The sequence below is a fragment of the Streptomyces sp. NPDC093085 genome, assembly GCF_040683935.1.
GTDB lineage: Bacteria > Actinomycetota > Actinomycetes > Streptomycetales > Streptomycetaceae > Streptomyces.
On sequence record NZ_JBFBFB010000018.1, the window covers coordinates 109,204 to 130,270 of the forward strand.

The window sequence follows — 21,067 nt, forward strand, 5'->3', positions numbered from 1 at the left end:
ACGGGGAACCACCACACCGATCGGACTCACTCCCACACACTTACAGGCTCCAGAACTCTCTCAACCGACAGCAGTTCCCACCCCGTCCGGCCATGCCGGGCCCGAAGCGCTCGCCCAGCAGGTAGGGCGCCTCCAGGTTGACGGCCATCGTCGTGTCCCACACGTCCTCGCCCAACTCCCCCATCGGCGGGCGCAGGTTGACCCCCGCGGAGTTGACGAGGATGTCGGGCTCGCCGAACGCCCGTACCGCCTCCTCGGCCGCCGCACGGACCCCGTCGCGGGTCGACAGGTCGGCACTCACCCACGCGGCCCGGACCCCCTCGGCCGCCGTCAGCTCGGCCACCGTGGCCGTCAGCTCGGCCACCGTGGCCGTCAGCTCCGCCTCACGGCGCGCCACGATCACCACGCTCGCGCCCGCCCGCGCGAGCGCCCCGGCGATGGCCCGGCCGATGCCGGAGCTGCCGCCGGTCACCACGGCGACCCGGCCCTCCAGCGAGAAGAGTTCCGGAAAGGTATGCCTGCGAAGCCTGCGATGCGTGTGATGGCTGCGATGCGTGTGAAGCCTGCGATGGCTATGAAGCCTGTGACGGCTGTGGTGCCTCGGATGTCATGGCGGCCAGCGTACGAGACATCCCGCAGGTCAGAGCGGGTCAGAGCGGGTCCGTGCGAGTCCGGGCAGGTCAGAGCGGGTCAGAGCAGGTCCGTGGCGCGGAGCGACGGCTGGAGGAGGTCGCCGTGGGCCCGTACCATCGCGTCGCACAGCTCCCAGATCCGCTCGACCGGCAGCGCCGCGGCCGTCGCCGGGTCGGCCATCGCCGCCTGCCGTACGGAGCGCGGGTCGTCCTCCAGCGCCGCCCTGACCACCAGGTCGTTCATGCTCAGATAGGAGCGGTTGAGCGCCGCGCACTGCGCGGGCAGCGCCCCGATCCGGGTCGGCTGCACGCCCGACGCGTCGACCAGGCACGGCACTTCGACGGTGCCGGCCGCCGGCAAGTTGTCGATCAGCCCGTGGTTGGGCACATTGCCGTAGACGGTACGCGGGGTGCCGGTGGTGATGCTGTGGATGACCTGCGGCGCGTACTCCATCGTCGCCTCGGCGTCGAGCGGCTCCCCGGCGGCGAGCGCGTCGCGGGTGCGCTCGTACTGCGCGACGTTCTCCGCGACGATCCCGAGGTACGCCCCGACAGGCAGCCGCAGCCGCTCGATCTCGCTGTCGTGGCGCAGGTACCAGGGCACGTACTCGGCGGAGTGCTCACTCGTCTCGGTCGGGTAGTAGCCGAGCCTCCGGTACATGTCGACACGTACGCGCCGCCGCAACTGCTCGTCCGACGCGATGAGTTCGTCCAGGCGCGGATAGAGGTCGGCGCCGTCGTGCTCCAGCCGGAGCATCCAGGACTGGTGGTTGACCCCGGCCGCGCGGTACGTGACCTCCTCGTACGGCACCTTGAGAAGAGCTGACAGGTCGCGCAGCGTCCAGTAGACCGAGTGGCACAGCCCCACGACCCGGGTCAGCCCGGTCGCTGCGGTGAGGTACTGGACGTTCATCGCCATCGGGTTGGTGTAGTTGAGCAGCCACGCGTCCGGGCAGAGCTCGGCGATGTCCGCGCCGAGCGCCCGCAGTACGGGGAAGGTGCGCAGCGCCCGGAAGATGCCGCCGACGCCGAGGGTGTCCCCGATGGTCTGGCGTACGCCGTACCCGGCCGGTACGTCGAAGTCCGTACGGGTCGAAGCGCCCATCCCGACCTGCACGATGTTGATGACGAAGTCCGCCCCGGCCAGCGCGGCGCGCCGCTCGGGGTGTGCGGTGACGGTGGTGTACGGGGCAGCGCCGGCCCGTTCGGTGAGGTGGCGGGCGGCGCCGTGGGCGGTGGCGAGGCGCTCGGGGTCGATGTCGTGCAGGGCGATGTGGAGGCCGCGGAGGTCGGGGAAGGCGAGGAGGTCGGTCAGGAGGCCCTGGGTGAAGACGACGCTGCCGGCGCCGATGAAGGCGATCTTGGCGATGGGCGCGGCGGTGGGCGCGGTGGTGGTCATGAGGGGTTCTTTCCGTTGCGGGTGCGGGTGCGGGTGCGGGTGAGTTCGGGGGTGGGGGTACAGGGACGGGCACGGGCCAGGGGACGGGCACGGAGGTGCGCCTCATGGGCCTTGTGCGCCTCATGGGCCTCGTCCCAGGTGGGCTGCGCCGCCGTACCGCCGTACGCGCGCGTCGACAACGCCCCGCACACGGCGCCCAGTTCAAGCGCCTGTACGGGCGAACGGCCGGCCAGCAGCGCGGCGACGAACCCCGCGTCGAAGCTGTCGCCCGCGCCGACCGTGTCCAGCGGTTCGGCGGGGATGCCCGGGGTACGGGACACGGTCGCCCCGGAGCAGAGCAGCGCCCCGTCCGCCCCGTCCTTCACGGCCACCAGCGGCCCCCTGGCGGCGAGTTGGCGCGCCGCGAGCTCCAGCGGCGCGTCCCCGGGCACCCCGGCGAGGGCGCGGGCCTCGCGGGCGTTCGGGAGGAGGTGGTCCGTCACGGCGAGTACGGCGCCCAGGAGCCCCCCGGAGCCCCCGGCGCCGTCGCCACCCGCGCCACCCCCGCCACCCCCGGCACCCCCGGCACCCCCGGCACCCCCGGCACCCCCGGGATCATCCGCCCTGCCCCAGCGCCCGGCCGGGTCGTCGTTGGTGTCCAGCGAGGTGGTGGCCCCGTGGCCGCGCGCCCTGGCGAAGAGTCCGGGCAGCGCCCCGGCGAGCCCCGGCAGCAGGAAGTACGAGGCGGCGTGCACATGGCGGCTGGTGCGCAGCAGCTCGTCGGGTACGTCGTCGCCGCAGGTCGCGGCGAGGGTCCCGGGTGCGGTGAGGATCGCACGGTCGCCGTCGTCCCGGGTCACCACCACCGTCAGCGGGGTCGCGCGGGCCGGATCGACCCGTACGCCACGGGTGTCGACGCCCCGTTCGGCGAGCGCCGCCACGACGAACCGCCCCGCCGGGTCGTCCCCGACCCGCCCCGCGAAGGCGACCTCCAGCCCGAGCCTGGCGGCGCCGCACGCCATGATCGCGGCCGAGCCCCCGAGGGTCAGCAGCCCGGTGTCGACAAGCTGTTCGCGCTGGCCGAAGGCGAGGGGCGCGTCGAGCGGGCCGAGGACGACGTCGGGGTTGACGTCCCCGACCACCAGCAGATCGAAGGAGCGGGAACGGGCCGAACTCTTCACTTCTTCATCCCTTCAGCCCCGAAGAGGCGGTGATGGACCGGACGAACGACTTCTGCGCGAGGAGAAAAGCGAGCAGCACGGGCAGCACGGTGATCACGTTGCCCGCCATGACCGCCGACCACCGCGTGTGGTGCAGCCCCTGGAAGGTGGTCAGCCCGAGCTGGAGCGTGTAGTTCGTGTCGTGGTTGAGGGCGATCAGCGGCCAGGTCAGGTCGTTCCAGGTGGTGAGGAAGGTCAGGACGGCCACCGTGACGAGCGCGGGCCGGGAGAGCGGCAGCACGATGAGGACGAGCACCCGCAGCCGCGAACAGCCGTCCATCCACGCGGCCTCCTCCAGCTCCCTCGGGAGCGAGAGGAAGAACTGCCGCAGCAGGAAGACCGCGAACGGCGTGACCAGCGACGGCACGATCAGCGCGCCGAGGGTGTCGATCAGCCCGAGCCGCTTCATGACCAGGAAGGTCGGGATCATGGTGAGCTGGAACGGGACCGCCATCGTCGCCAGCATCAGCCCCATCAGCAGCCGCGACCCGGCGAACCGCATCCGGGCGAAGGCGTAGCCGCCGAGCGCGCCGAGGAGCAGGTTGGACGCGACGGCGACCGCCGAGACGATCAGCGAGTTGGCGAACCAGCGGGGGAACATCGCGTTGCCCAGGACGTAGCGGTAGCCGCCGAGATCGACCCGGGACGGCCAGAGGGCGGGCGGAAAGCGGTTGATCTCGGCGTTGCTCATGAGGGAGCTGAGCAGCAGCCAGAGCAGGGGGACGGCGAAGAGCAGCGCGAGCGGGGCGAGGAGCACATGCCAGGCGCTGAAGGGGAGTCGGCGGCGGGGTGTGCGTGTGAAGGCGGGGGTGGGGGTGCGGGTGCGGGTGGGTGAGTGTGTGGGTGTGGGTGAGTGTGTGCGTGTGTGCCCGGGTGTGGCGGTCACTTCGGGTTCCCCTCCTCCGGTACGGGGTGTACGGCGGTTACGGCAGGTACGGCGCGCCCCGCGCCCCGGGACGCCCCTCGCCCCCGTACCAGCCGGGGCACCAGCGCCGCCGCGCCCAGGGCCACCGCCAGCACATAGGCCGCCGCCGCGCCGTACCCCGCCGTGAAGTTCCGGAACGCCTGCTCCCAGATGAAGTAGACGATCAGGGTGGTGGAGCCCAGGGGGCCGCCCTTGGTCGTCACGTACACCAGGTCGAAGACCTGGAGCGCGTTGATCGTCTGCCACACCACCAGGAACCCGCTCACCGGCAGCAGCGCGGGCAGCGTCACATGCCGGAGCAGGTGCCACCGCCCGGCGCCGTCCAGCCGGGCCGCCTCGATCAGGGAGGGTTCGACGTCCTGGAGGGCCGCGAGGTAGATGACGACGCAGAAGCCGGTGCCGCTCCAGAGCGAGATCGCCACCAGCACCAGCAGCGCCTGCCCCGGGTCGGCGAGGAAGCCCTGCCGGGAGACGCCGAGCGCGTGCAGAAGGGAGTTGGCGGCGCCGAACTCCGGGTCGAGGATGAAGGAGAAGAGCACGCCCTGTGCGGTGGCCGAGACGACGAACGGCACGAAGACCAGCGTGCGGTAGAGGCCGACGCCCCGGATACGGCGGTTCAGCGCGAGGGCGAGGGCGAGTCCCAGGCCGATGGAGAGCGGTACGTACAGCGCCGTGTAGAGCACGGTGTTCCCGACGGCCTCGGCGAAGTGCGGATCCTGGCGCAGCGCGCGGTAGTTGTCGAGGCCGACCCAGCGGCCGGGGGTGACCAGGTCGTCCGCGCGGAAGGAGAGCAGGAGCGACCAGCCGACCGGGACGATGCTCAGGCCGAGGATGATCAGGACGGCCGGCGAGATGAACACCCAGGCGGTCGCCGCCTCGCCCCGGCGGGACGAAGACGGACGCGAACGGCCGCTGGACAGGGGGGAGTTACGGGCTCTTCCGGCCTGCCGGGCGTTACGGTCCTGTGCCCGGCCCGGCGGGAGCGTGAGCGGGGCGGGCAGTCGCGGCATGGCGGGTCTCCTGGGCGCGGGGCGGCGGGGAGGTGGGGAGGGGAGGAGGTGGGGGGAACTCCGGGTTGCTCAACGCGGGATGAGCAGCGCCGCGTCCGCCTCCCGGACGCACCGCCGCACCGCCTCCGCCGGGGTGGACCGGCCGAGGAGTACGGCGGCGACCGCCTGCCCGAGCGCCAGCGAGATCCGCGGATACGCGGGGTGCGCCGGGCGTACCCGGGCCGTGTCCAGCGCCCGGGTGAAGACCGAGAGCCCCTCCGTCGCCGCGTCCTTCGCGCGCCAGGCGGGGAGCGCGGCGGTGCGCGCGGAGAGCGGCAGGCCGCCCGCCCTGATGTCCCACCGCACCTCCTGGCCCGGCCGCATCAGCCAGGCCAGGAAGGTGCGGGCGGCCCGCACCCGGGCGGGGCCGTTGTCGAAGACCGTCCAGGTGTCGGGCCCTGAGATGGTCATCGGACGGCCGCTGTAGCTGGGCAGCGGGACGACGTGGTACGCGACCCCGGCCTCCTCGATGTCGGGGAGCTGCCAGGGCCCGGTCACGGCCATGCCCATCCGCCCGGCGAGGAAGACCTGGTACATCTGCTCGCCGGCCGGCTTGGGGTCGACGTACACGCTCCGCGCCCGCGCCAGGGCGTCCACCGTCTCCAGCGCCCGCACCCCGGCCCGCCCGAACCCGGCCGACCTGCCGTCGCGCGCGATGACATCGCCGCCCAGGTCCCACACCATCGGCCAGAGCCGCCACACCGTGTCCTCGTCCCCCGCGCCGGGCCAGCCGGTGCCGAAGACGGAGCGGCGCCGGTCGGTGAGGCGGGCGGCGGTGTCGGTGAACTCCCCCCAGGTCCAGCCGGGTCGGGGCAGGGGCAGCCCCGCGGCGCGGAAGAGCCGCTTGTTGCAGACGACGGCGAGCGAGTCGATCAGGGCGGGGGCCGCCCGTACCCGCCCGTTGACGGTGACGGCGTCCCGCGCGGGCGCCCAGTACTCGGACCAGGGCACGGCGGAGGACGGTGAGGACGGTGCGGACGGTGCGGAGGCGCCGCCGCCGGCCAGGTCCGTCAGGTCGACCACCGAGGGGCTGCGGGCGACGCTGGCGAGGTCGGAGCCGAAGATGTACGCGATGTCGGGGAAGGAGCCGGACGCGAGCGCCGCGGTGACCTTCTGGAGCATCGCGTCCGCGATGACCCCGCCGGCCGGGTCCACCCGTATCCCCGGGTGGGTGCGGTTGAACTCCCGTACCAGCGACTCGATCGCGGCCCGGCCGGTGTCGGCCTGACCGTGCCACAGCTCCACCGTGACCCGCCCGTCGGGCCCGACGCCGTCCGCCGCGCCCGCACCGCACCCGGGCAGGGCGGCCGAAGCGGCGGCGACGGCCGCCAGACCGGTGGCGCGCCGCAGCACGCCACGACGGGAGACGGAACGGAAGACGGGACGGGAGACGGGGAAGACGGGGCGAGGGACAGGGCGGAGGACAGAACGGGAAAAACGAGCGTCTGCGGCCATGACCACCTCCGTGGCGGGCGTACGACGTATCAGGGGTGCGGCGTACGGGCGGCTCGGAGCCTGGAGGTCAGCAGGTCTGGCGCAGGTACCCCTTGCCGCCGAGCGGCACGACGTTCAGGTCCCGGCGGACGATGGAGAGGGTGTCCTTCCACCCCGCGCAGGCGGTCGAGAGGCCCTTCGCGGTGTACTCGATGACGATCACGTCGGCGCCGAAGGCGTCGGTGTACGTGTCGCACTCGTTCCACTCGCCGCACTCCTCGGCGACGGCGAAGTCGAGCCCGGTGGTGGAGCGGTACTCGGCGAGGTCGGCGGTGTTCTTCTGGGCGATCGCCAGGCCCTTCCCGTGGGCGTGGGCGGAGAGCTGGGTGATGAACGCCATCGCCGCCGAGGTGCCGAACTTGCCCTGGCTGCGGTCGTAGCTGTCGTAGTTGTCGGGCTCGACGGCCTGGAAGCCGCTGCTCGCGCACCCGTCGATCCACCCGTTCACCTTCTCGGCGATCCGGGTGCGCTTGGCGGCGGTGCTGATGTCGAGGATGGCCTCTTCCCAGTCCTCGTCGATGATGACGTCGCCGTTGGCGTCGCGGAGCAGGAGGTCGTCGTCCCACTCGTCGATCTCGTCGGGCTGCACCTGGAAGGCGTTGACGTAACAGATGTTGTACAGGCCGGGGGCGGGGGCGGACTCCCGGTCCCGGCTGACGACGGTCACCCCGGCCGGCGGGGTGTAGGCGCCGCCGATCTGGTAGTCGAACCCGGCGTGGGCCGGGGGGAGGGTGACGGCGGCGGTACCGGACACCGCACCGGACACCGCACCGGAATCCGTCCCGGCCGATGCCGTACCGGCGGAGTCCGCCCCGGCCGGGGAGGCGGCGAGGAGGGGGGCGACCAGGGCGGCCGCGAGGGCCGCGACGGCGGCGGGGATCCGGCGGGAACGGGCAGAGGTGATGCTCATCTGTCGGGGCTCCGGAGAGTGTGGGGGGTACGTCCCCGCCTCGGACCTGGAACGGTCCTGGCGACTGTGTCCGGGCTTACGGGGGAAGGTCGGGGCCCCGGTTCACCGGCTAGGCGTACCTCTGGTGCCGCGGGCCGGGCGGTACGTTGCGCCCGGCTCCGGCGGTCCGAGGAGTAAATCGAGGGCGTCCGTTCCCTGTCAACCGCCCGCGGGGGCAAGAGACTGCCCAAGAGGCCCGTGGAGAAGCACCGTTGAGAGCTGTCGGGGGGGGGTGTCGGGGGACGGTCGGGGGGCTGTCGGGGGGACTGCCGAGAGGCTGCCGGGGGGCGCCGGCGGCTCACAGGGAACCGACAGCCAGGGGCCAACTCGCTGCCAGAATCGCTCCCTAGAGTCCCGGACATGACAGCGAAACACGCGGACAACAAGGTGAGCAGGCGGCGCGCACTGGCCATCGGCGGCGGGGCCGTCGCGGGCGCGGGGGCGGTCGCCGTCGGGTACAACGCCTTCGCGGCGAACACCTCGGACGGGGCGGCGTCCACCGTGGCCTCCTCGGGGTCGGCGTCCGCATCCGCCTCGGCTTCCGCTTCGGCGTCGGGCGGCCAGTGCGTCCTGATGTCGAGCGTCACGGAGGGCCCGTACTACCTGGACGGCGCGCTCGTACGGAAGGACATCACCGAGGGCAAGGCGGGTGTCCCGCTGCACCTGCGCGTCACCGTGCAGGACTCCACCGGCTCCTGCGCCCCCGTCCCGGGCGCGGCCGTCGAGATCTGGCACTGCGACGCCTGGGGCTACTACTCCGGGTACACCACCGCGAACCCGGGCGGCAGCGCGCCCGCCGAGGACGAGGACGGTTCGACCGCCGACGACGCGACGTACCTCCGGGGTTACCAGATCGCGAACGCGCGCGGGGTGGTGGAGTTCACGACGATCTTCCCCGGCTGGTACACCCCGCGCACCTGCCACATCCATGTCAAGGTGCACACGGGCGGCGCGAAGGCCGACGGCACGTACGAGGGCGGCAAGGTCAACTTCACCGGCCAGCTCTTCTTCGACGACACCACCGCCGAGCAGGTCTTCACGCTGGACCCGTACTCCCGGCACACCGGTACGTACACGAAGATCGACGACGACATGGTGTACGAGGGGAACGGCGCGGCGAGCGGGCTGCTCACGCTGGCCCCGGTCCGGAAGAAGGACCCGTCGAAGGGGTTCAACGGGACGATCGTCCTGGGCATCGACCCGGACGCCGAGAACGACGGCGCGGGCGGCGGTGGCGGAGGCGGCACACCCCCGGACGGCGACCCGCCGGCCGACGCGCCGTCCGCGTCCGCGTCCACGTCGTCCTCGGCCTCTTCGGCCACGGCCTCGGCCTCCGGGGCGTCGTAGCCATGAGGCGTTACGGCGACGGTGGGGGCCAGGCCCGGGTCGGGGTCGGAGTCGGGGGCCAGGCCCGGGAGGACGAGGCGCTGGCGCGGGCGGCGGCCGGGGCGCTGGTGGCGGAGGCCGCACTGACCCCCAAGCCCGGCCTCCCCGACACCCGCGAGGCCGACTTCGGCGCCCTGCGCTGGTCGGCCGGGGCGCTGGTGCCCGGCCTCGCGGCGATGGCGGCGGCGGCGCGCCGGGCGCCGGACGGGCCCGACCGCCGGCTCCGTACCGAACTCGGCGCCATCGGACGCTCCACCGAGCGCGCCATGGCCCGCGCCAACGCCGGTACGGCGCTGCACCACGGCGCGGTCTGGCCGCTGGGCCTGCTGGTGGCCGCCGCCGCGCTCGAACCGGCGAAGGAGCCCGACGAACTGCCCGGGGTGGCCCGGCAGATCGTCACGTTCACCGACCCGGGGGCACCCCGGCGCCCCTCCCCCGGTTCGGCCGTGGCGTCCCGGTACGGGGCGGCCGGGGCCCGGGGCGAGGCGCGGGCCGGGTTTCCGCACGTACGGCGGGGCCTGGCGGCCCTGCGGCGCGCGCGGCAGGAGGGCGCGCGCGAACCCGGGGCGAGGCTGGACGCGCTGCTCACCGTCATGACCACGCTCCAGGACACCGGCCTGCTCCACACGGCGGGCCCGCACGGCCTGCGCACGGTCCAGAACGGCGCCCGCGAGGTCCTCGACGCGGGCTCCACCGCCACCGGGCCCGGCCGGAGCGCGCTGGCCGCCTTCGACACCCGCCTCCGCGAGGCCGGCCTCCACCCGCGCGGGAGCGCCCACCTGCTGGCGGCGACGCTCTTCGTGGACGGCCTGTGGCGGCGGGGCGGAACGGTGAGCGCGATCAGGTGGTGGCAGCGGGAGCCGGCGGACAGCCCCGAAGCCTGGACCAGGGGCGGGACCTGGGGCGGGGCCTTGGGCGAGCGGATGGCGGTGGCGGCCTGAACGCAGGGGACGTCATCCCCGTACTGAATAGCGAGTCCCCCGTCCCCTAGGGCTCCCCTAGGGCTCCCCAGGAGTTCCCTAAGGACCCCTAGGGGCCCCACCCCGCCCACTCCCCCAACCCCACAACTCCTCACCCCTCACTCCCGGTTCGGCCGCCTCGCCCTGGTGGGTCCGGGGCGAGACGGCCGACCACCTCCTCCAGCTCCCGGCAGGCCTGCTCCACCTGCCGCCGGATATTGCGCTGCTCGGTGACGATCGCGGCCAGCAGGAGGGCGGTCAGTGCGGCCGAGCCGTTCAGGGCCTGGATGGTGATCATGGTCTCGGTGAGGTTGTGGTGGGCGAAGGCCCCCACGTGGTCGGTAGCCGCCCAGATCACCACCACCGAGACCAGCAGGGCACACGGCGCGCTGCCCGCGAGCTGGAAGCGGAGCGCGGCCCAGATCAGCAGCGGGAAGACGAGAAAGAGCAGGCAGAGCGGGGATCTGGCGGCCAGCGGCGTGACCACGACCGCCGCCGCCACCAGGGCCGCCGCCTCCACCCACCGGCGCCCCCGTACGCGCCACGCCTCCCGCCACTCACCGCGCCGGGGCCGCCGCCCCTCACGGCCCCGTCCGACGCCCCCGAACCAACGACGGACCCACCAGAACCACCGGATCCGGCTGACCAGAAGCACCAGCGGCGTGACGACCAGGACCCCCATGGCGTCCCCCGTCCACCAGGCGGTCCAGGTCGGCCAGAAGCCATAGGACGGCAGCCGGTCGCCGATGACCATGAACCCCGTACCGACGGTCGCGCTGACCGTCATCGCGCCGAGCGCGCCGAGGAAGACCAGGGCGACCCCGTCGCGGAGCCGGTCGAGTTCGGGCCGGAAGCCGGCCCGGCGGAGCATCAGGACGGCGCAGACCGGGCCGAGGGTGTTGCCCGCGATGACGACGGTGTCGAGGGGGTGGAGTTCGCTGATGGTGACGATGCTGAGCAGCGCGCCGAGCGAGATCCCGGGCCAGACCCCGAGCCCCAGCCGGATCAGGCACCCCAGGGCGACCCCGGTCGGCGGCCAGAGCGGCGTGACGATGGTGCCCTCGATGACGACCTGGCGCACCAGCCCGATCTGGGCGACCACGTAGTAGGCGAGGGCGACACCGAGGGCCGGGAGGGCGCGGGCGGTGAGGTTGCGGAGTTGCTCGGTACGCACCACACGGGCCATCAGACAATGCCCGCAGCCGGGCCGCACCCGGGTGAACGGTCCGCCCCCGGCACAGGCCAGCCCCCTTCACCCGTACGGCCTAATGGAAACCCCCTGCGGGAACGGCCGACCAGGCCCCTGCCCACCAAGGGAACAGCCTCAGGGCTTCCCCTCATGGCAGAGAACCAGCACGGCGGCGTCATCCGAGTGCCCGGTCAGCTCGGCGACCTTCATCACCCGCTCGGCGAGTTCCCCGGGATCCGTACCGTCCCGTACCCCGCGTGCCAGCACCCCGGCCGCTCTCTCCAGCCCCTCCTCGACGGGAAAGGCCGGGCCCTCGACCACCCCGTCGGTCAGCAGCACGAAGGCGCCCGCCCCGGCGAGCCGGCGCCGGGTGACCGGATACCGCTCGCCGGCCTGGATCCCGAGCGGCAGCCCGCCCGCGTCCTCGGCGACCCCGGAGCGCCCGTCGGCGGTGGCCCAGACGGAGGCGACATGGCCGGCCCGGGCGCTCTGGAGCTCCCAGGTGACCGGGTCGAAGCGGAGGAAGGAGCAGGTCGCGAAGAGGCTGGAGCCGACGGAGAGCAGCAGGTCGTTGGCGCGGCTGAGGACCTGCCCGGGGTCGGTCGCCGTGGCGGCCACGGCGCGCAGCCCGATCCGTACCTGCCCCATGATCGCGGCGGCCTCGACATCGTGCCCCTGCACGTCCCCGACGCAGAACGCGAGCGCCCCGTCGGGCAGTGTGAACCCGTCGTACCAGTCCCCGCCGATGTCGAGCCCGTCCCGGGCGGGCACATACCGGGCGGCGGTACGGAGCCCGGGCAGCGCGGGAAGCACGGCGGGCAGCATCTCCCGTTGCAGGGCCTCCGCCAGCTCCACCCGGGCATGCTGCAACTCGGCCCCGCGCCGCGCCTGCGCGGTGAGCCGCCCGAGGGTGGTCAGCAGGTCATCGGCGCTGGCCCCCGAGTCGACGGCGTGAGCTCCGGGAACAGGCCCGGGCAGCGGGCCGGTCGGGTCGGGACGACGTCGGCTCATCCACCGCTCCGAGGTACGTCCGTCATGGACCGTCCGACAGGACTATCTGGCAGGGGCTGTCCGGCTGAGGCGTCCGGCCGGGGCATCTGACCGGCGGGGCCGGGCGAACACCACCACCGCCATCACCAACCCACCCGGAACACCGCAACCACCATATTCCGCCCCACCCGATCCCGCCTCACGGAGACCCCGGGGACACCGGGGCCTCGGCATCGCCAGTGACGACTGGCGCTCCCACGACGGTCAGCACGATGACCAGTCCGGGCGGCTTCCCGCTGCTCCCCTGGGGGCAAAAGCGTGTGCGGGGTGAGCGGAGGGGTGCTTACCCTCCGGGGATGGGTCTTCGTGAAGAGCTTCCGGGTGACAGACAGGCCGTGCGGGATGTTCACCTGAGGGCCTTCGGTGACCATGGCCCGGTCGTGGCCGACCTGGTCGACAGTCTGCGGGGTCTCGTCACGCCCGGGGACGGGCTCTCGCTGGTCGCCGAGTGCGGCGGGCAGGTCGTCGGCCATGTCATGTTCAGCCGGAGTCTGCTCGACGCCCCCCGGCGGCTGGTCGGCGTCCACGTCCTCAGTCCGTTGGGCGTGCTGCCCGGGTTCCACCGGCGCGGTATCGGCTCGGCCCTGGTCCGGCACGGGCTGGGGGTTCTTGCCGAGCGGGAGGTGCCCCTCGTCTTCCTGGAGGGCGATCCGGGGTACTACGCGCGTTTCGGCTTCGTGCCCGGTGGCGGCCTGGGCTTCCGGAAGCCGTCCCTGCGTATCCCGGACGGCGCCTTCCAGGTCATCACGTTCCCGGGGTACGAGCCCTGGATGACGGGGACGCTGGTCTACGCGGAGGCGTTCTGGCGGCACGACGCGGTCGGCCTCCGTGACCCCGACGCGTAGCCGTCCGGACGCCGGTTCCCGTACCGGGGCGCCGCCCCGCGCCGGTTCCCGTACCGGGGCGCCGCCCCCTCCTACAACTGGTCGCCCACGAACGCTGATTCCGGGGGGTGCGTCCCTCCGCCGTCCTTGACGTCCACCGCGCAGGTACGGGGGGAGTAGGACCGGTCGTTGGGGATCACCAGCACTCCGGTGACCCGCTCCGGCGCGCCGACCGCGAGCCAGCCGTCGCCCGTGCGGGAACCGTCCTTCCCGGGCCACGCCTCACCCGAGCTGACCGTCTCGCACCCCAACGCCACCCGGTCCCCGTCGACCGCGCAGACGTCCACGACGGGGCCGTTCCGTTCGTCGTCGACGCCCCCGAAGCGGTAGCGGAAGTGGACCCGGTCGCCTTCGGCGGGTACCTGCGGATGGGGGGCCAGCCGCCATTCGGTGACCTCTGCGGTGACGCCCCGGGTGTGCCCGGACAGGTCCTCGACCGCCACCTTGGCCCCGGCCTTGCCGCGCTCCGCCACCGTGTCGGTGCAGGTCCAGGAGGTGCAGCCGGAGAGGGAGAAGGCCGCCGCCAGGGTCAGCACGCCCAGGGTGCCCAGGGCACGCGGGGTGTGCTGGGCACGCGGGGTGTGCGGGGTGTGCGGTGCGCCGGCACGGAGCCGGGAGGGGAACACGAGGGTGACCTCCGGGGGGGGCGGGCAGGGCCGGGGCGGGCCCCGTACACCCAAGCACGCGCGCCCGAGCACGTACACCAGACCCCTGGGGGACGTTTTACGCAGCGGGGTGTCCTGGGCGGACAGTTCTTCGGCCAGTTCCATGCGGCGCAGCGCTCAGCTCAGGCTGCCACGGCGGGCGTTCGGCCGGCGGATCCCAGCGCCCGCGCGAACTGGTCGACGACCCGGTCCAGCGACGCGCGCGCCGTCTCGTCCACGGAGACCGAACCGTCCTCCTCCGCCACCGTGATGTGCCGGTCCAGCACGAACCAGCCCTGCACGATGTGCGCCGCCCCCATGGACGACAGGACGGGGCGCAGCGCGTAGTCGATGGCCAGGACGTGGGCCGTGGTGCCGCCGGTGGCCAGCGGCAGGACCGTCTTGCCGGCCAGCGCGTACTGCGGGAGGAGGTCCAGCAGCGACTTGAGCAGCCCGGAGTACGCGGCCTTGTAGACCGGCGTGCCGATGACGACCCCGTCGGCCTCCTCGAAGAGCTTGCGGGCCGCGACGATCTCAGGGTGCCCGAAGTCCGCGCCCAGCAGCGCCTCGGGCGGCAGCGTACGGACGTCGAAGGGGATCACCCGGTGGCCCTGGGCGGCGAGCCTGCGGTCGAGATGGCGCAGCAGGCGTCCCGTACGGGAGGTCGGGGACGGGCTGCCGGAGACGGAGAGGATCGTGGCCATGCGAATTCACCTCGGGGCAAGAGAAAAGGGACAAGAAGGAACGGGAGGGGAGGGGGAGGGAAAGGGAGAGGCGCGAATGCGGGCAGCGCGTACCGCCGTCCGAACGTGAAAGGATTGTTAAATCCGAACGGGAAAGAGTCGGATGACGGCGAAGAAGCGCGACGAAGCACGAAGTAGGCAGTACGCAGTAGGCAGTAGGCAGTACGGAAGGGCTGCCCTGCGGGAATCCGCGGGAATCCGCGGGAATCCGCAGCAGTTCGCGGAAATCAGCCGGGTCGCGCGCGGCGGGGGGATAACCCCTGGTCAGCCCATGTTTCGACAGAGGGAGCTGGAGACACGTACGAGATCGACATGGCGCCTCCGGGTGAGTTCCCGAAGATCACCGGGTAGAACGTCCCGCACCGTGTCACCACCTCTCCGCGTATTACTCCTGGCGTAATGCTCCTGGCGTACCGCCCCCGAGCGTACCGCCAGGTCCCGTTACGGTCGAGGCCGTCACCTGGCCCGCCCCGGCTCCCCGCCTCGCGCCGCGCCGCGCCGCCGGGTATTTCCGCGTCTCCCGGCCCCCAGGCCCCGGCCCCCGGGCCCCGGCTCCCGGCCCGCACCGCGCGAGACCGTACGGAACCTCCCAACGCGAGCGCGCCGGAATTCCGGGTGCGTGTGCGGGCCGGCCATGACAGTCTCCCCGCATGTCGATCATCGGTGTGTCCCCCGAGGTGTCCCTCGCGTACGAGACCTTCGGCGACCCCGGTGACCCCCCGGTCCTGCTCGTGATGGGCTTCGGGGCGCAGATGCTCGCCTGGCACGAGGACTTCTGCCGGGCGCTGGCCGACCGGGGCCGCTATGTGATCCGGTACGACAACCGCGACTCCGGGCTGTCCACCGGGTTCGACGACCACCCCGTCGACATGGGCGAGTTCATCGCCGCCGTCAGCTCGGGTGACCTTTCCGCCGCGCTCGCGATGGTTCCGTACCGGCTCTCCGACATGGCCGGCGACGGCCTCGCCCTGCTCACCGCGCTCGGTGTCGAACGCGCCCACGTGGTCGGCGCGTCGATGGGCGGGATGATCGCCCAGACGATGGCCGTCTCCGCCCCGGAGCGGGTACTGACCCTGACGTCGATGATGTCCTCGACCGGCGAGAGCGCGTACGGCGGGCCCAGCCCGCAGGCGCAGGCCGTGCTCTTCGCTCCGAAGCCCGCGGACCGGGAGGGGTATGTCGCCGCGGCGGAGCGGGAGTTGGTGTGGGCCTCCCAGCGGTACGGCGACGCCGCGGTGCTGCGCGAACTGGCCGCGGCGAGTTACGACCGCGCCTACCGTCCCGGGGGGACCGGACGGCAGCTCGGCGCGATGATCCTCAGCGGTTCCCGCGCGGACGCGCTCCGTGAACTGCGGGTACCGACACTGGTGATCCACGGCCTGGACGACACGCTGATCGACCCCAGCGGCGGCCGGCGCACCGCGGAGCTGGTGCCCGGTGCCGAGCTCCTGCTCGTCCCGGACATGGGCCACGACCGCCCCCGTGAGCTCTGGCCCACGCTCATCGACGCCCTCGTGGCCCACACCGGCTGAGCAGCTCCGCCGATACGCGGCCAGACGACCGGACCGCTAGGCGGCCGGCGGCTGGCGGCTGTGCGGCTGGCGGCTGTGCGGCTGGTGGTCAGCGGCTGGCCGCCAGCCGCTGACCACCGGCGGCTACGCCTCCATACGCCCTGCCGCCGCCCCCGCCCGTACCGCCGCCCCCGGCCGGCGTTCCAGCGGCAGGACGACGCTCCCCCAGAAGCGGTCCACCGCCTCGTCCACGCTCCGGATGAACCCGGACTCCGCGGTTCCGCGCGTCGCCCCCATCCCCTTGAAGAGCGAGAGCCGGAACCCGGTGATCTCCTCGCCGCCCTTCGGCAGCAGATCCCCGGGCTCCGGCCGCAGCCGTTCCAGCGTGCCGCGCGGCCCGTCGCCGTTCTCCGCGAGCAGCGTCCGCACATGGAGGTCGGCGGGGGCCTCGGCGAGCTGCCGGATCAGCCGCTTCGCCCAGCTCAGCGGGTATCCCTGCGCGGGCGCCGGAACGTCCACGGAGGTACGGAGCCTGCCCGTACGGAGGTCGGCGGTGAGCGCCAGAAGCCCCGGCGCCCCCGCCACGCGGAGCTCCGCGTGGAGACGGCCCTCCCGGCAGAGCAGGTCGGCGAGCGCGCCGCGCCGGGCCGCCGGGTCCGCCGGTCCTGACCGGCGCCGTACGCGCTGCACCGGCAGCACCTTCTGGCCCAGCTCGCCGCCGAGCCGCAGACACACCTGCCGCACCAGCCGCTCCCAGTTCTCCACCACGTCCATGGCCCGCGTGTCGCCCTGGCAGAGGGTCTCGTCGTCGATGGCCTTACGGACCGGGACCCACGCCGGGCCCATGTTCTGGAAGCCGTGGCAGCCGGAGTTCTCGTGCTGGAGGTAGTGCAGCAGCTCCTGGAGCAGCCAGGCGTGCGCGGCGTTCCCGACGCCCTCGTGCCGGATCAGCAACTGCGCCTGGTGCGCGACCTCCGCCCAGGAGAGGTGCCAGAGCACGACCTTGTGCTTGCGGCGGCGGTCGATCTTGACGTCGACCAGCGGGGTGCCCTCCAGGGCGACATCGTTCCCCAGGGTGACGACCGCCTCGTAGCCGCGCCGGGCCGCTATGTCCAGATAGTCCTGCACCTGCTGGGACTTGAACGGGTTGCCGTTCGTCTTCGTCTCGACCAGCGCGGTCCAGAGCTTGCCCGCGCGCTCGACCCGGATCACCCCGTCGGGCCGCTTGCGGGCCCCGGCGCCGCCTGCCTCCCCGTACGGCAGCGAGACCTCGGTGAACGTCTCCATCCGCCCGGCCGGCGCCCCGAACCCGGCGGTGAGCCGCCGCCCCAGCTCCGGCACCTGCGCCATCACCGACAGCAGGACGGAGGTGGCCCGCGTCTCGCGCTCGCGGTCGCTCTTGAGCGACGGCACGGGGAAGAGCCGGGCGGCGCGCCAGGTGTCGTTCTCGGCGAGGGCCTTCTTGGCGACCCTGGGCAGCGTCACCTTCTTCCGTACGGTACGGGGACGACGCGCGGCCGGGACGGCGCCTTCGCCCTGGGCGGGGGCGGCCACGGGGGCCGCTGGGGCTGTCGGGCCGGGTGCGACTGCCGGGGCCGACGCGCCCGATGGGTCCGGTGCGACCGCCGGAACGGCTGAGGCCGCCGGGGCTGCCGGGGCCACCGGGGCGGAAGCGGCGCCCGGCACCGGGAGCGAGGCGGGGAGCGGGGCAGCGGGCGCCTCGACCCCCGACGCCCCCGATACCTCCGGCACCGCCGCCTCGTCCGCCCCATCCGCCCCATCCGCCGCGTCCGCCGCGTCCGCGTCCTCCGTCTCGTCGTCATCGACGTCGATGCCGAAGTCCGTCGCCAGCCCGGCCAGCCCCGTCTCGTACCCCTGCCCGATGGCCCGGAACTTCCACTCGCCGTTCCGCCGGTAGAACTCCCCGAAGACAAAGGCCCCTTCGGGCCCGGCGTCGTCGATCGAGAACCCGAGCAGCCCCTCACCGCCCCGGTCCGAGACCGTCAGCCGCACCCCGTTGAGCTCCCCGAACCGCCGGCCCACATCCCGGCTGGCGGCCACCACGACCCGCGCGACGTCCGCCGGCACCGCCGACAGGTCGACGCTGATCCGGTCCTCGCTCCCGCTGTCCGTCGGGGTCTTCCCGAGAAGCTGGACACTGCCGTCCTCCGCGACGGGGTTGTTGTAGAAGAAGAAGTCCGCGTCACCGCGCACCTTCCCGTGCTCCCCCAGGAGCAGCACCGAGACATCGGCATCGCCGTCGCCCGTCTCACTACTCCAGCTCAGCCCCACCCGTACCGTCGTGGCGTCCTCGCTCAGCGCCCCCAGAGCGACGTTGGCCCCCTTGGTCATCTCCCTCATGGTTGTGCACCCCCCACTCTCACGCACCGCAACAGACGCGGTGCGGGAAGTGAACACTAACCCGCAACACCCCTGCTCGATAGCGTTTTGGAGTGATCCGATGACGCACCGCTACCCTCCCCCGGCCGGGCCTCCAGCTCGGCGACCGCACGGCGCGCGGCGCGGTTGATCAGGGGCGGGAAGGCCGCGCGGGCCAACTGGGCCGCTCTGAGCCAGGGTTGGGCGTAGACGTGGCGGGCGCGGCGTTCGATGCCGGTGGCGATACGGTCCACGGCGGGGGCCAGCGGGTATGTGCGCCCGGCGGGCCAGGGGAGGTCGGCGCGGAGGCGGCCGAGGGCGGCGCGGTGTTCCCCGGCGCGCACCATGTCCGTGTCCGTCCAGCTCAGATACGCCACCCCGGTCCGTACCCCGTGGTGCGCGGCCTCCGCGTCCAGGGCGTGCGCGAACGCCTCCACCCCGGCCTTGGACGCGCAGTAGGCGGTCAGCAGCGGGGCGGGGCCGAGGGCGGCGAGCGAGGCGATCTGGAGGTAGTAGCCGCGCGACCGGATCAGCGCGGGCAGGAAGGCGCGGGCGGTGTGCACACTGCCGAAGAGGTTCACCTCGACCACGCGCCGCCACACGTCGGGGTCCGCGTGCCGGAAGAGCCCCGCCGTGGCGACGCCCGCGTTGGCGACGACGGCGTCGACCGTACCGAAGCACGCCTCGACCGAGCGTGCCGTACGGAACAGGGTGTCCGCGTCGGTGACGTCCACCGGCCAGTACGCCGCCCCGCCGCCCGACACGCCGCCCGATACGCCGCCCGGCACCCCGCTCGATACGGCGATCGACACCTCGGCCAATTCGTCCGCCAGCTTGGCGAGTTTGGGTTCCTCCAGGCCCAGCAGCGCGACCCTGGCGCCGCGTTCCGTGAGCGTACGGGCGAGTTGGGCACCGATGCCGCGCGCGGCGCCGGTGATGGCGACGGTACGGCCCCGGAGGGACGGGGGGCGCCTGCGCATCGATGGGCCTCCGGGGAGAGGAGAGGAGAGGAGAGAGGAGGAGAGGGACGGGCTGGGGCGTGCGGATCAGGCGCGGCTCAGGCGCGTTCCAGCGCCAGTACCGCGTTGTGGCCGCCGAAGCCGAACGAGTGGGTGACCGCGCGGTCGATCCGGCGCTCCAGCGGGCGTTCCGTCACGCAGTGGAGGTCGAACTCGGGCGCGGGCGCGGTCAGGTTGGCGATCGGGGGTACGATGCCGTGCTGGATCGTGAGGACGGTCAGCCCGATCTCGATCGCCCCGGCCGCCCCCATGCAGTGCCCCAGGACGCCCTTGGGCGCGGTGACCGGCGGCCGGTGCGGATAGACCCGGCTGATCAGGGCCGCCTCCGTCGCATCGCCCAACGGGGTCGCCGAACCATGCGCGTTGACGTGCTGGACGTCCTCCGCCGCCCACCCCGCGTCCCGCAGCGCCGTCTCCACCGCGCGCTGCGCGACCGCGCCCGAGGGGTGCGGGCTGGTCGGGTGGTGGGCGTCCGTGGTGGCGCCGGCGCCGGCCAGCAGCGCGCGCGGGCGCACCCCCCTGGCCCGGGCGTCCCTGGCCCGTTCCAGCACCATGACCGCCGCGCCCTCGCCCATCACCAGGCCGGCCCGGTCCGCCGCGAACGGGCGGCAGAGCAGGGCCGGTTCGTCCCCCGGAGCCGCGACGGCGGCGGCGCCCGAGCGGGCGAAGCCGGTCATGGCGAGCGGGAAGACGGTGGCCTCCGTCGCGCCCGCCACCGCGATGTCGCACTGCCCGGTGGCGAGCAGGTCGCGCGCCACGGAGAGCGCCGTCACCCCGGAGGAACAGGCGGTGCAGGGCGCCATGCTGGGCCCGGTGGCCCGCATCTTGATGGCGATCTCGGCGGCGGCCATGTTGGGGATGGTCAGCAGGGTGCCGGTGGCCGAGATGGCGTCGGCGCCGCGCCGGTCGAGCGCGACCGCCTGCTCCGTCACGCTCGCGGAGCCGCCGCTGCTTGTCCCGATGACGACGGCGACCCGGCTGCCGTCCCAGCTCAGCGGGGAGAGACCGGCGTCGGCGACCGCCTCGCGCGCGGCGAGGAGCGCGAACTTCACATGGCGGCCCATCCGGAAGGCCGTACGCCCGCCGATCGCCTCGTCCAGGTCGATGCCGTCGACCGTACAGGCGAAGTCCACGGTGCAGCCGCGCAGTCCGGGGACGGTACGGGCCGGGGAGACGCCCGCGCAGACGCCCTTCCAGGTCGACTCCGCGTCATTGCCCACCGGGGTCACCATGCCCAGACCGGTGACCGCGACGGGGACGGGGGCCGGGACGAGGACGGAAGCGGGTGCGGGGGCGGGTGCGGGTGCGGACCTGGTCATCGGGGGGCGCCCACGGCGGTGGCCTGGTCGAGGAACGCGGTGATCTCGGCGAGCGTGGCGCCCTTCAGCAGGGTCTCCGCATCCGTGTCGACGCCCAGCTTCTCCTTGATGATGACGGCGAATTCGGCCACCGCGAGGGAGTCCATCTCCAGGCTGTCCATGGTGGCCTCGGGGTGGATCTCGACGGCCGGCACCTTGAACGTCTCGGACAGCACCTCGGTGATCTTCGGGTGGATCGCGGCACGGGAGAGCGAGGAGAACGAAGAGGCAGAGGCAGCGGAAGAGGGAGCGGAAGAGAGGGCTGTGGAACGAGGCACAGGGCGGGTCGCATTCATGG

Annotated in this window: 18 protein-coding genes and 2 pseudogenes; 4 read left to right on the forward strand and 16 right to left on the reverse strand. The window is 73.4% G+C overall.

The features are described from left to right. Nucleotides 1-79: 79 nt before the first annotated feature. From AB0O07_RS33215 to AB0O07_RS33245, 7 genes and pseudogenes are all read right to left on the reverse strand, one after another. Nucleotides 80-505 (reverse strand): annotated as a pseudogene (locus AB0O07_RS33215) (SDR family NAD(P)-dependent oxidoreductase); the annotation flags it as partial. Nucleotides 506-690: 185 nt separating this feature from the next. Next, complete coding sequence (locus AB0O07_RS33220) at nucleotides 691-2,031, reverse strand: alpha-glucosidase/alpha-galactosidase (RefSeq protein ID WP_365640455.1); 1,341 nt, start codon at nucleotides 2,029-2,031, stop codon at nucleotides 691-693. Beyond that, the gene (locus AB0O07_RS33225) at nucleotides 2,028-3,191 is read right to left on the reverse strand and encodes a sugar kinase (protein WP_365640457.1); all 1,164 of its coding nucleotides are present in this window, start codon (nucleotides 3,189-3,191) and stop codon (nucleotides 2,028-2,030) included. Before AB0O07_RS33225 ends, AB0O07_RS33220 begins: the two co-directional genes overlap by 4 nt. Before the next feature lie 4 nt (nucleotides 3,192-3,195). Continuing rightward, nucleotides 3,196-4,011 (reverse strand): annotated as a pseudogene (locus tag AB0O07_RS33230) (carbohydrate ABC transporter permease); the annotation flags it as partial. A 101-nt stretch (nucleotides 4,012-4,112) separates the two neighbouring features. Further along, entirely contained in the window at nucleotides 4,113-5,165 is a 1,053-nt protein-coding gene (locus tag AB0O07_RS33235; RefSeq protein ID WP_365640462.1) for a sugar ABC transporter permease, read from the reverse strand. Between the two features lie 69 nt (nucleotides 5,166-5,234). Further along, on the reverse strand, nucleotides 5,235-6,557 hold the full coding sequence (locus AB0O07_RS33240) for an extracellular solute-binding protein (protein WP_365640464.1): 1,323 nt from the start codon (nucleotides 6,555-6,557) through the stop codon (nucleotides 5,235-5,237). A gap of 169 nt (nucleotides 6,558-6,726) precedes the next feature. Continuing rightward, on the reverse strand, nucleotides 6,727-7,608 hold the full coding sequence (locus tag AB0O07_RS33245; RefSeq protein WP_365640466.1) for an endo alpha-1,4 polygalactosaminidase: 882 nt from the start codon (nucleotides 7,606-7,608) through the stop codon (nucleotides 6,727-6,729). 399 nt (nucleotides 7,609-8,007) lie between these two features. On the opposite strand from AB0O07_RS33245, the gene AB0O07_RS33250 reads away from it, so the two are divergent. Further along, nucleotides 8,008-8,994, forward strand: a complete 987-nt coding sequence (locus tag AB0O07_RS33250) for an intradiol ring-cleavage dioxygenase (protein ID WP_365640468.1) — start codon at nucleotides 8,008-8,010, stop codon at nucleotides 8,992-8,994. Between the two features lie 2 nt (nucleotides 8,995-8,996). Then, nucleotides 8,997-9,974 carry a triphosphoribosyl-dephospho-CoA synthase gene (locus AB0O07_RS33255; RefSeq protein ID WP_365640470.1) on the forward strand — a complete coding sequence of 326 codons (978 nt, stop codon included), beginning with the start codon at nucleotides 8,997-8,999 and terminating at the stop codon, nucleotides 9,972-9,974. Between the two features lie 130 nt (nucleotides 9,975-10,104). Here AB0O07_RS33255 and AB0O07_RS33260 read toward each other — a convergent pair whose 3' ends face one another. Together AB0O07_RS33260 and AB0O07_RS33265 are read right to left on the reverse strand one after the other, a co-directional pair. Then, nucleotides 10,105-11,178: an MASE1 domain-containing protein gene (locus AB0O07_RS33260; RefSeq protein ID WP_365640472.1), complete on the reverse strand. Its 1,074-nt coding sequence runs from the start codon at nucleotides 11,176-11,178 to the stop codon at nucleotides 10,105-10,107. A 138-nt stretch (nucleotides 11,179-11,316) separates the two neighbouring features. After that, nucleotides 11,317-12,192, reverse strand: a complete 876-nt coding sequence (locus AB0O07_RS33265) for a PP2C family protein-serine/threonine phosphatase (RefSeq protein WP_365640474.1) — start codon at nucleotides 12,190-12,192, stop codon at nucleotides 11,317-11,319. 335 nt (nucleotides 12,193-12,527) lie between these two features. On the opposite strand from AB0O07_RS33265, the gene AB0O07_RS33270 reads away from it, so the two are divergent. Then, on the forward strand, nucleotides 12,528-13,076 hold the full coding sequence (locus AB0O07_RS33270) for an N-acetyltransferase (protein ID WP_365640477.1): 549 nt from the start codon (nucleotides 12,528-12,530) through the stop codon (nucleotides 13,074-13,076). A 71-nt stretch (nucleotides 13,077-13,147) separates the two neighbouring features. On the opposite strand, the gene AB0O07_RS33275 is transcribed toward AB0O07_RS33270, so the two are convergent. From AB0O07_RS33275 to AB0O07_RS33285, 3 genes are all read right to left on the reverse strand, one after another. Beyond that, nucleotides 13,148-13,666: a hypothetical protein gene (locus AB0O07_RS33275; RefSeq protein ID WP_365640542.1), complete on the reverse strand. Its 519-nt coding sequence runs from the start codon at nucleotides 13,664-13,666 to the stop codon at nucleotides 13,148-13,150. A gap of 236 nt (nucleotides 13,667-13,902) precedes the next feature. Further along, nucleotides 13,903-14,463, reverse strand: coding sequence for an NADPH-dependent FMN reductase (ssuE, locus tag AB0O07_RS33280; RefSeq protein ID WP_365640479.1), 561 nt, complete (start codon nucleotides 14,461-14,463; stop codon nucleotides 13,903-13,905). A 303-nt stretch (nucleotides 14,464-14,766) separates the two neighbouring features. Further along, nucleotides 14,767-14,865: a putative leader peptide gene (locus tag AB0O07_RS33285; protein WP_365640481.1), complete on the reverse strand. Its 99-nt coding sequence runs from the start codon at nucleotides 14,863-14,865 to the stop codon at nucleotides 14,767-14,769. Nucleotides 14,866-15,152: 287 nt separating this feature from the next. Between AB0O07_RS33285 and AB0O07_RS33290 the strand changes: the two genes are divergently transcribed. Then, a complete protein-coding gene (locus AB0O07_RS33290) occupies nucleotides 15,153-16,034 on the forward strand; it encodes an alpha/beta fold hydrolase (protein ID WP_365640484.1) in 882 nt (293 codons plus the stop codon). Nucleotides 16,035-16,157: 123 nt separating this feature from the next. Here the strand turns inward: AB0O07_RS33290 and AB0O07_RS33295 are convergent, their stop codons facing one another. The 4 genes from AB0O07_RS33295 to AB0O07_RS33310 form a co-directional block, all read right to left on the reverse strand. Continuing rightward, entirely contained in the window at nucleotides 16,158-18,365 is a 2,208-nt protein-coding gene (locus tag AB0O07_RS33295; RefSeq protein ID WP_365640486.1) for a TerD family protein, read from the reverse strand. 65 nt (nucleotides 18,366-18,430) lie between these two features. Then, entirely contained in the window at nucleotides 18,431-19,372 is a 942-nt protein-coding gene (locus tag AB0O07_RS33300) for an SDR family oxidoreductase (RefSeq protein WP_365640489.1), read from the reverse strand. A gap of 77 nt (nucleotides 19,373-19,449) precedes the next feature. Continuing rightward, entirely contained in the window at nucleotides 19,450-20,730 is a 1,281-nt protein-coding gene (locus AB0O07_RS33305; protein ID WP_365640492.1) for a beta-ketoacyl-[acyl-carrier-protein] synthase family protein, read from the reverse strand. Continuing rightward, nucleotides 20,727-20,966: an acyl carrier protein gene (locus AB0O07_RS33310; RefSeq protein ID WP_365640544.1), complete on the reverse strand. Its 240-nt coding sequence runs from the start codon at nucleotides 20,964-20,966 to the stop codon at nucleotides 20,727-20,729. Before AB0O07_RS33310 ends, AB0O07_RS33305 begins: the two co-directional genes overlap by 4 nt. Between the last annotated feature and the right edge of the window lie 101 nt (nucleotides 20,967-21,067).

Excerpts from the sequence above, each read along its gene's own strand:
- AB0O07_RS33220 (WP_365640455.1), bottom strand. The coding sequence starts at position 2,031 with ATGACCACCACCGCGCCCACCGCCGCGCCCATCGCCAAGATCGCCTTC.
- AB0O07_RS33235 (WP_365640462.1), bottom strand. The coding sequence starts at position 5,165 with ATGCCGCGACTGCCCGCCCCGCTCACGCTCCCGCCGGGCCGGGCACAG.
- AB0O07_RS33245 (WP_365640466.1), bottom strand. The coding sequence starts at position 7,608 with ATGAGCATCACCTCTGCCCGTTCCCGCCGGATCCCCGCCGCCGTCGCG.
- AB0O07_RS33250 (WP_365640468.1), top strand. The coding sequence starts at position 8,008 with ATGACAGCGAAACACGCGGACAACAAGGTGAGCAGGCGGCGCGCACTG.
- AB0O07_RS33255 (WP_365640470.1), top strand. The coding sequence starts at position 8,997 with ATGAGGCGTTACGGCGACGGTGGGGGCCAGGCCCGGGTCGGGGTCGGA.
- AB0O07_RS33260 (WP_365640472.1), bottom strand. The coding sequence starts at position 11,178 with ATGGCCCGTGTGGTGCGTACCGAGCAACTCCGCAACCTCACCGCCCGC.
- AB0O07_RS33265 (WP_365640474.1), bottom strand. The coding sequence starts at position 12,192 with ATGAGCCGACGTCGTCCCGACCCGACCGGCCCGCTGCCCGGGCCTGTT.
- AB0O07_RS33270 (WP_365640477.1), top strand. The coding sequence starts at position 12,528 with ATGGGTCTTCGTGAAGAGCTTCCGGGTGACAGACAGGCCGTGCGGGAT.
- ssuE (WP_365640479.1), bottom strand. The coding sequence starts at position 14,463 with ATGGCCACGATCCTCTCCGTCTCCGGCAGCCCGTCCCCGACCTCCCGT.
- AB0O07_RS33290 (WP_365640484.1), top strand. The coding sequence starts at position 15,153 with ATGTCGATCATCGGTGTGTCCCCCGAGGTGTCCCTCGCGTACGAGACC.
- AB0O07_RS33295 (WP_365640486.1), bottom strand. The coding sequence starts at position 18,365 with ATGACCAAGGGGGCCAACGTCGCTCTGGGGGCGCTGAGCGAGGACGCC.
- AB0O07_RS33300 (WP_365640489.1), bottom strand. The coding sequence starts at position 19,372 with ATGCGCAGGCGCCCCCCGTCCCTCCGGGGCCGTACCGTCGCCATCACC.
- AB0O07_RS33305 (WP_365640492.1), bottom strand. The coding sequence starts at position 20,730 with ATGACCAGGTCCGCACCCGCACCCGCCCCCGCACCCGCTTCCGTCCTC.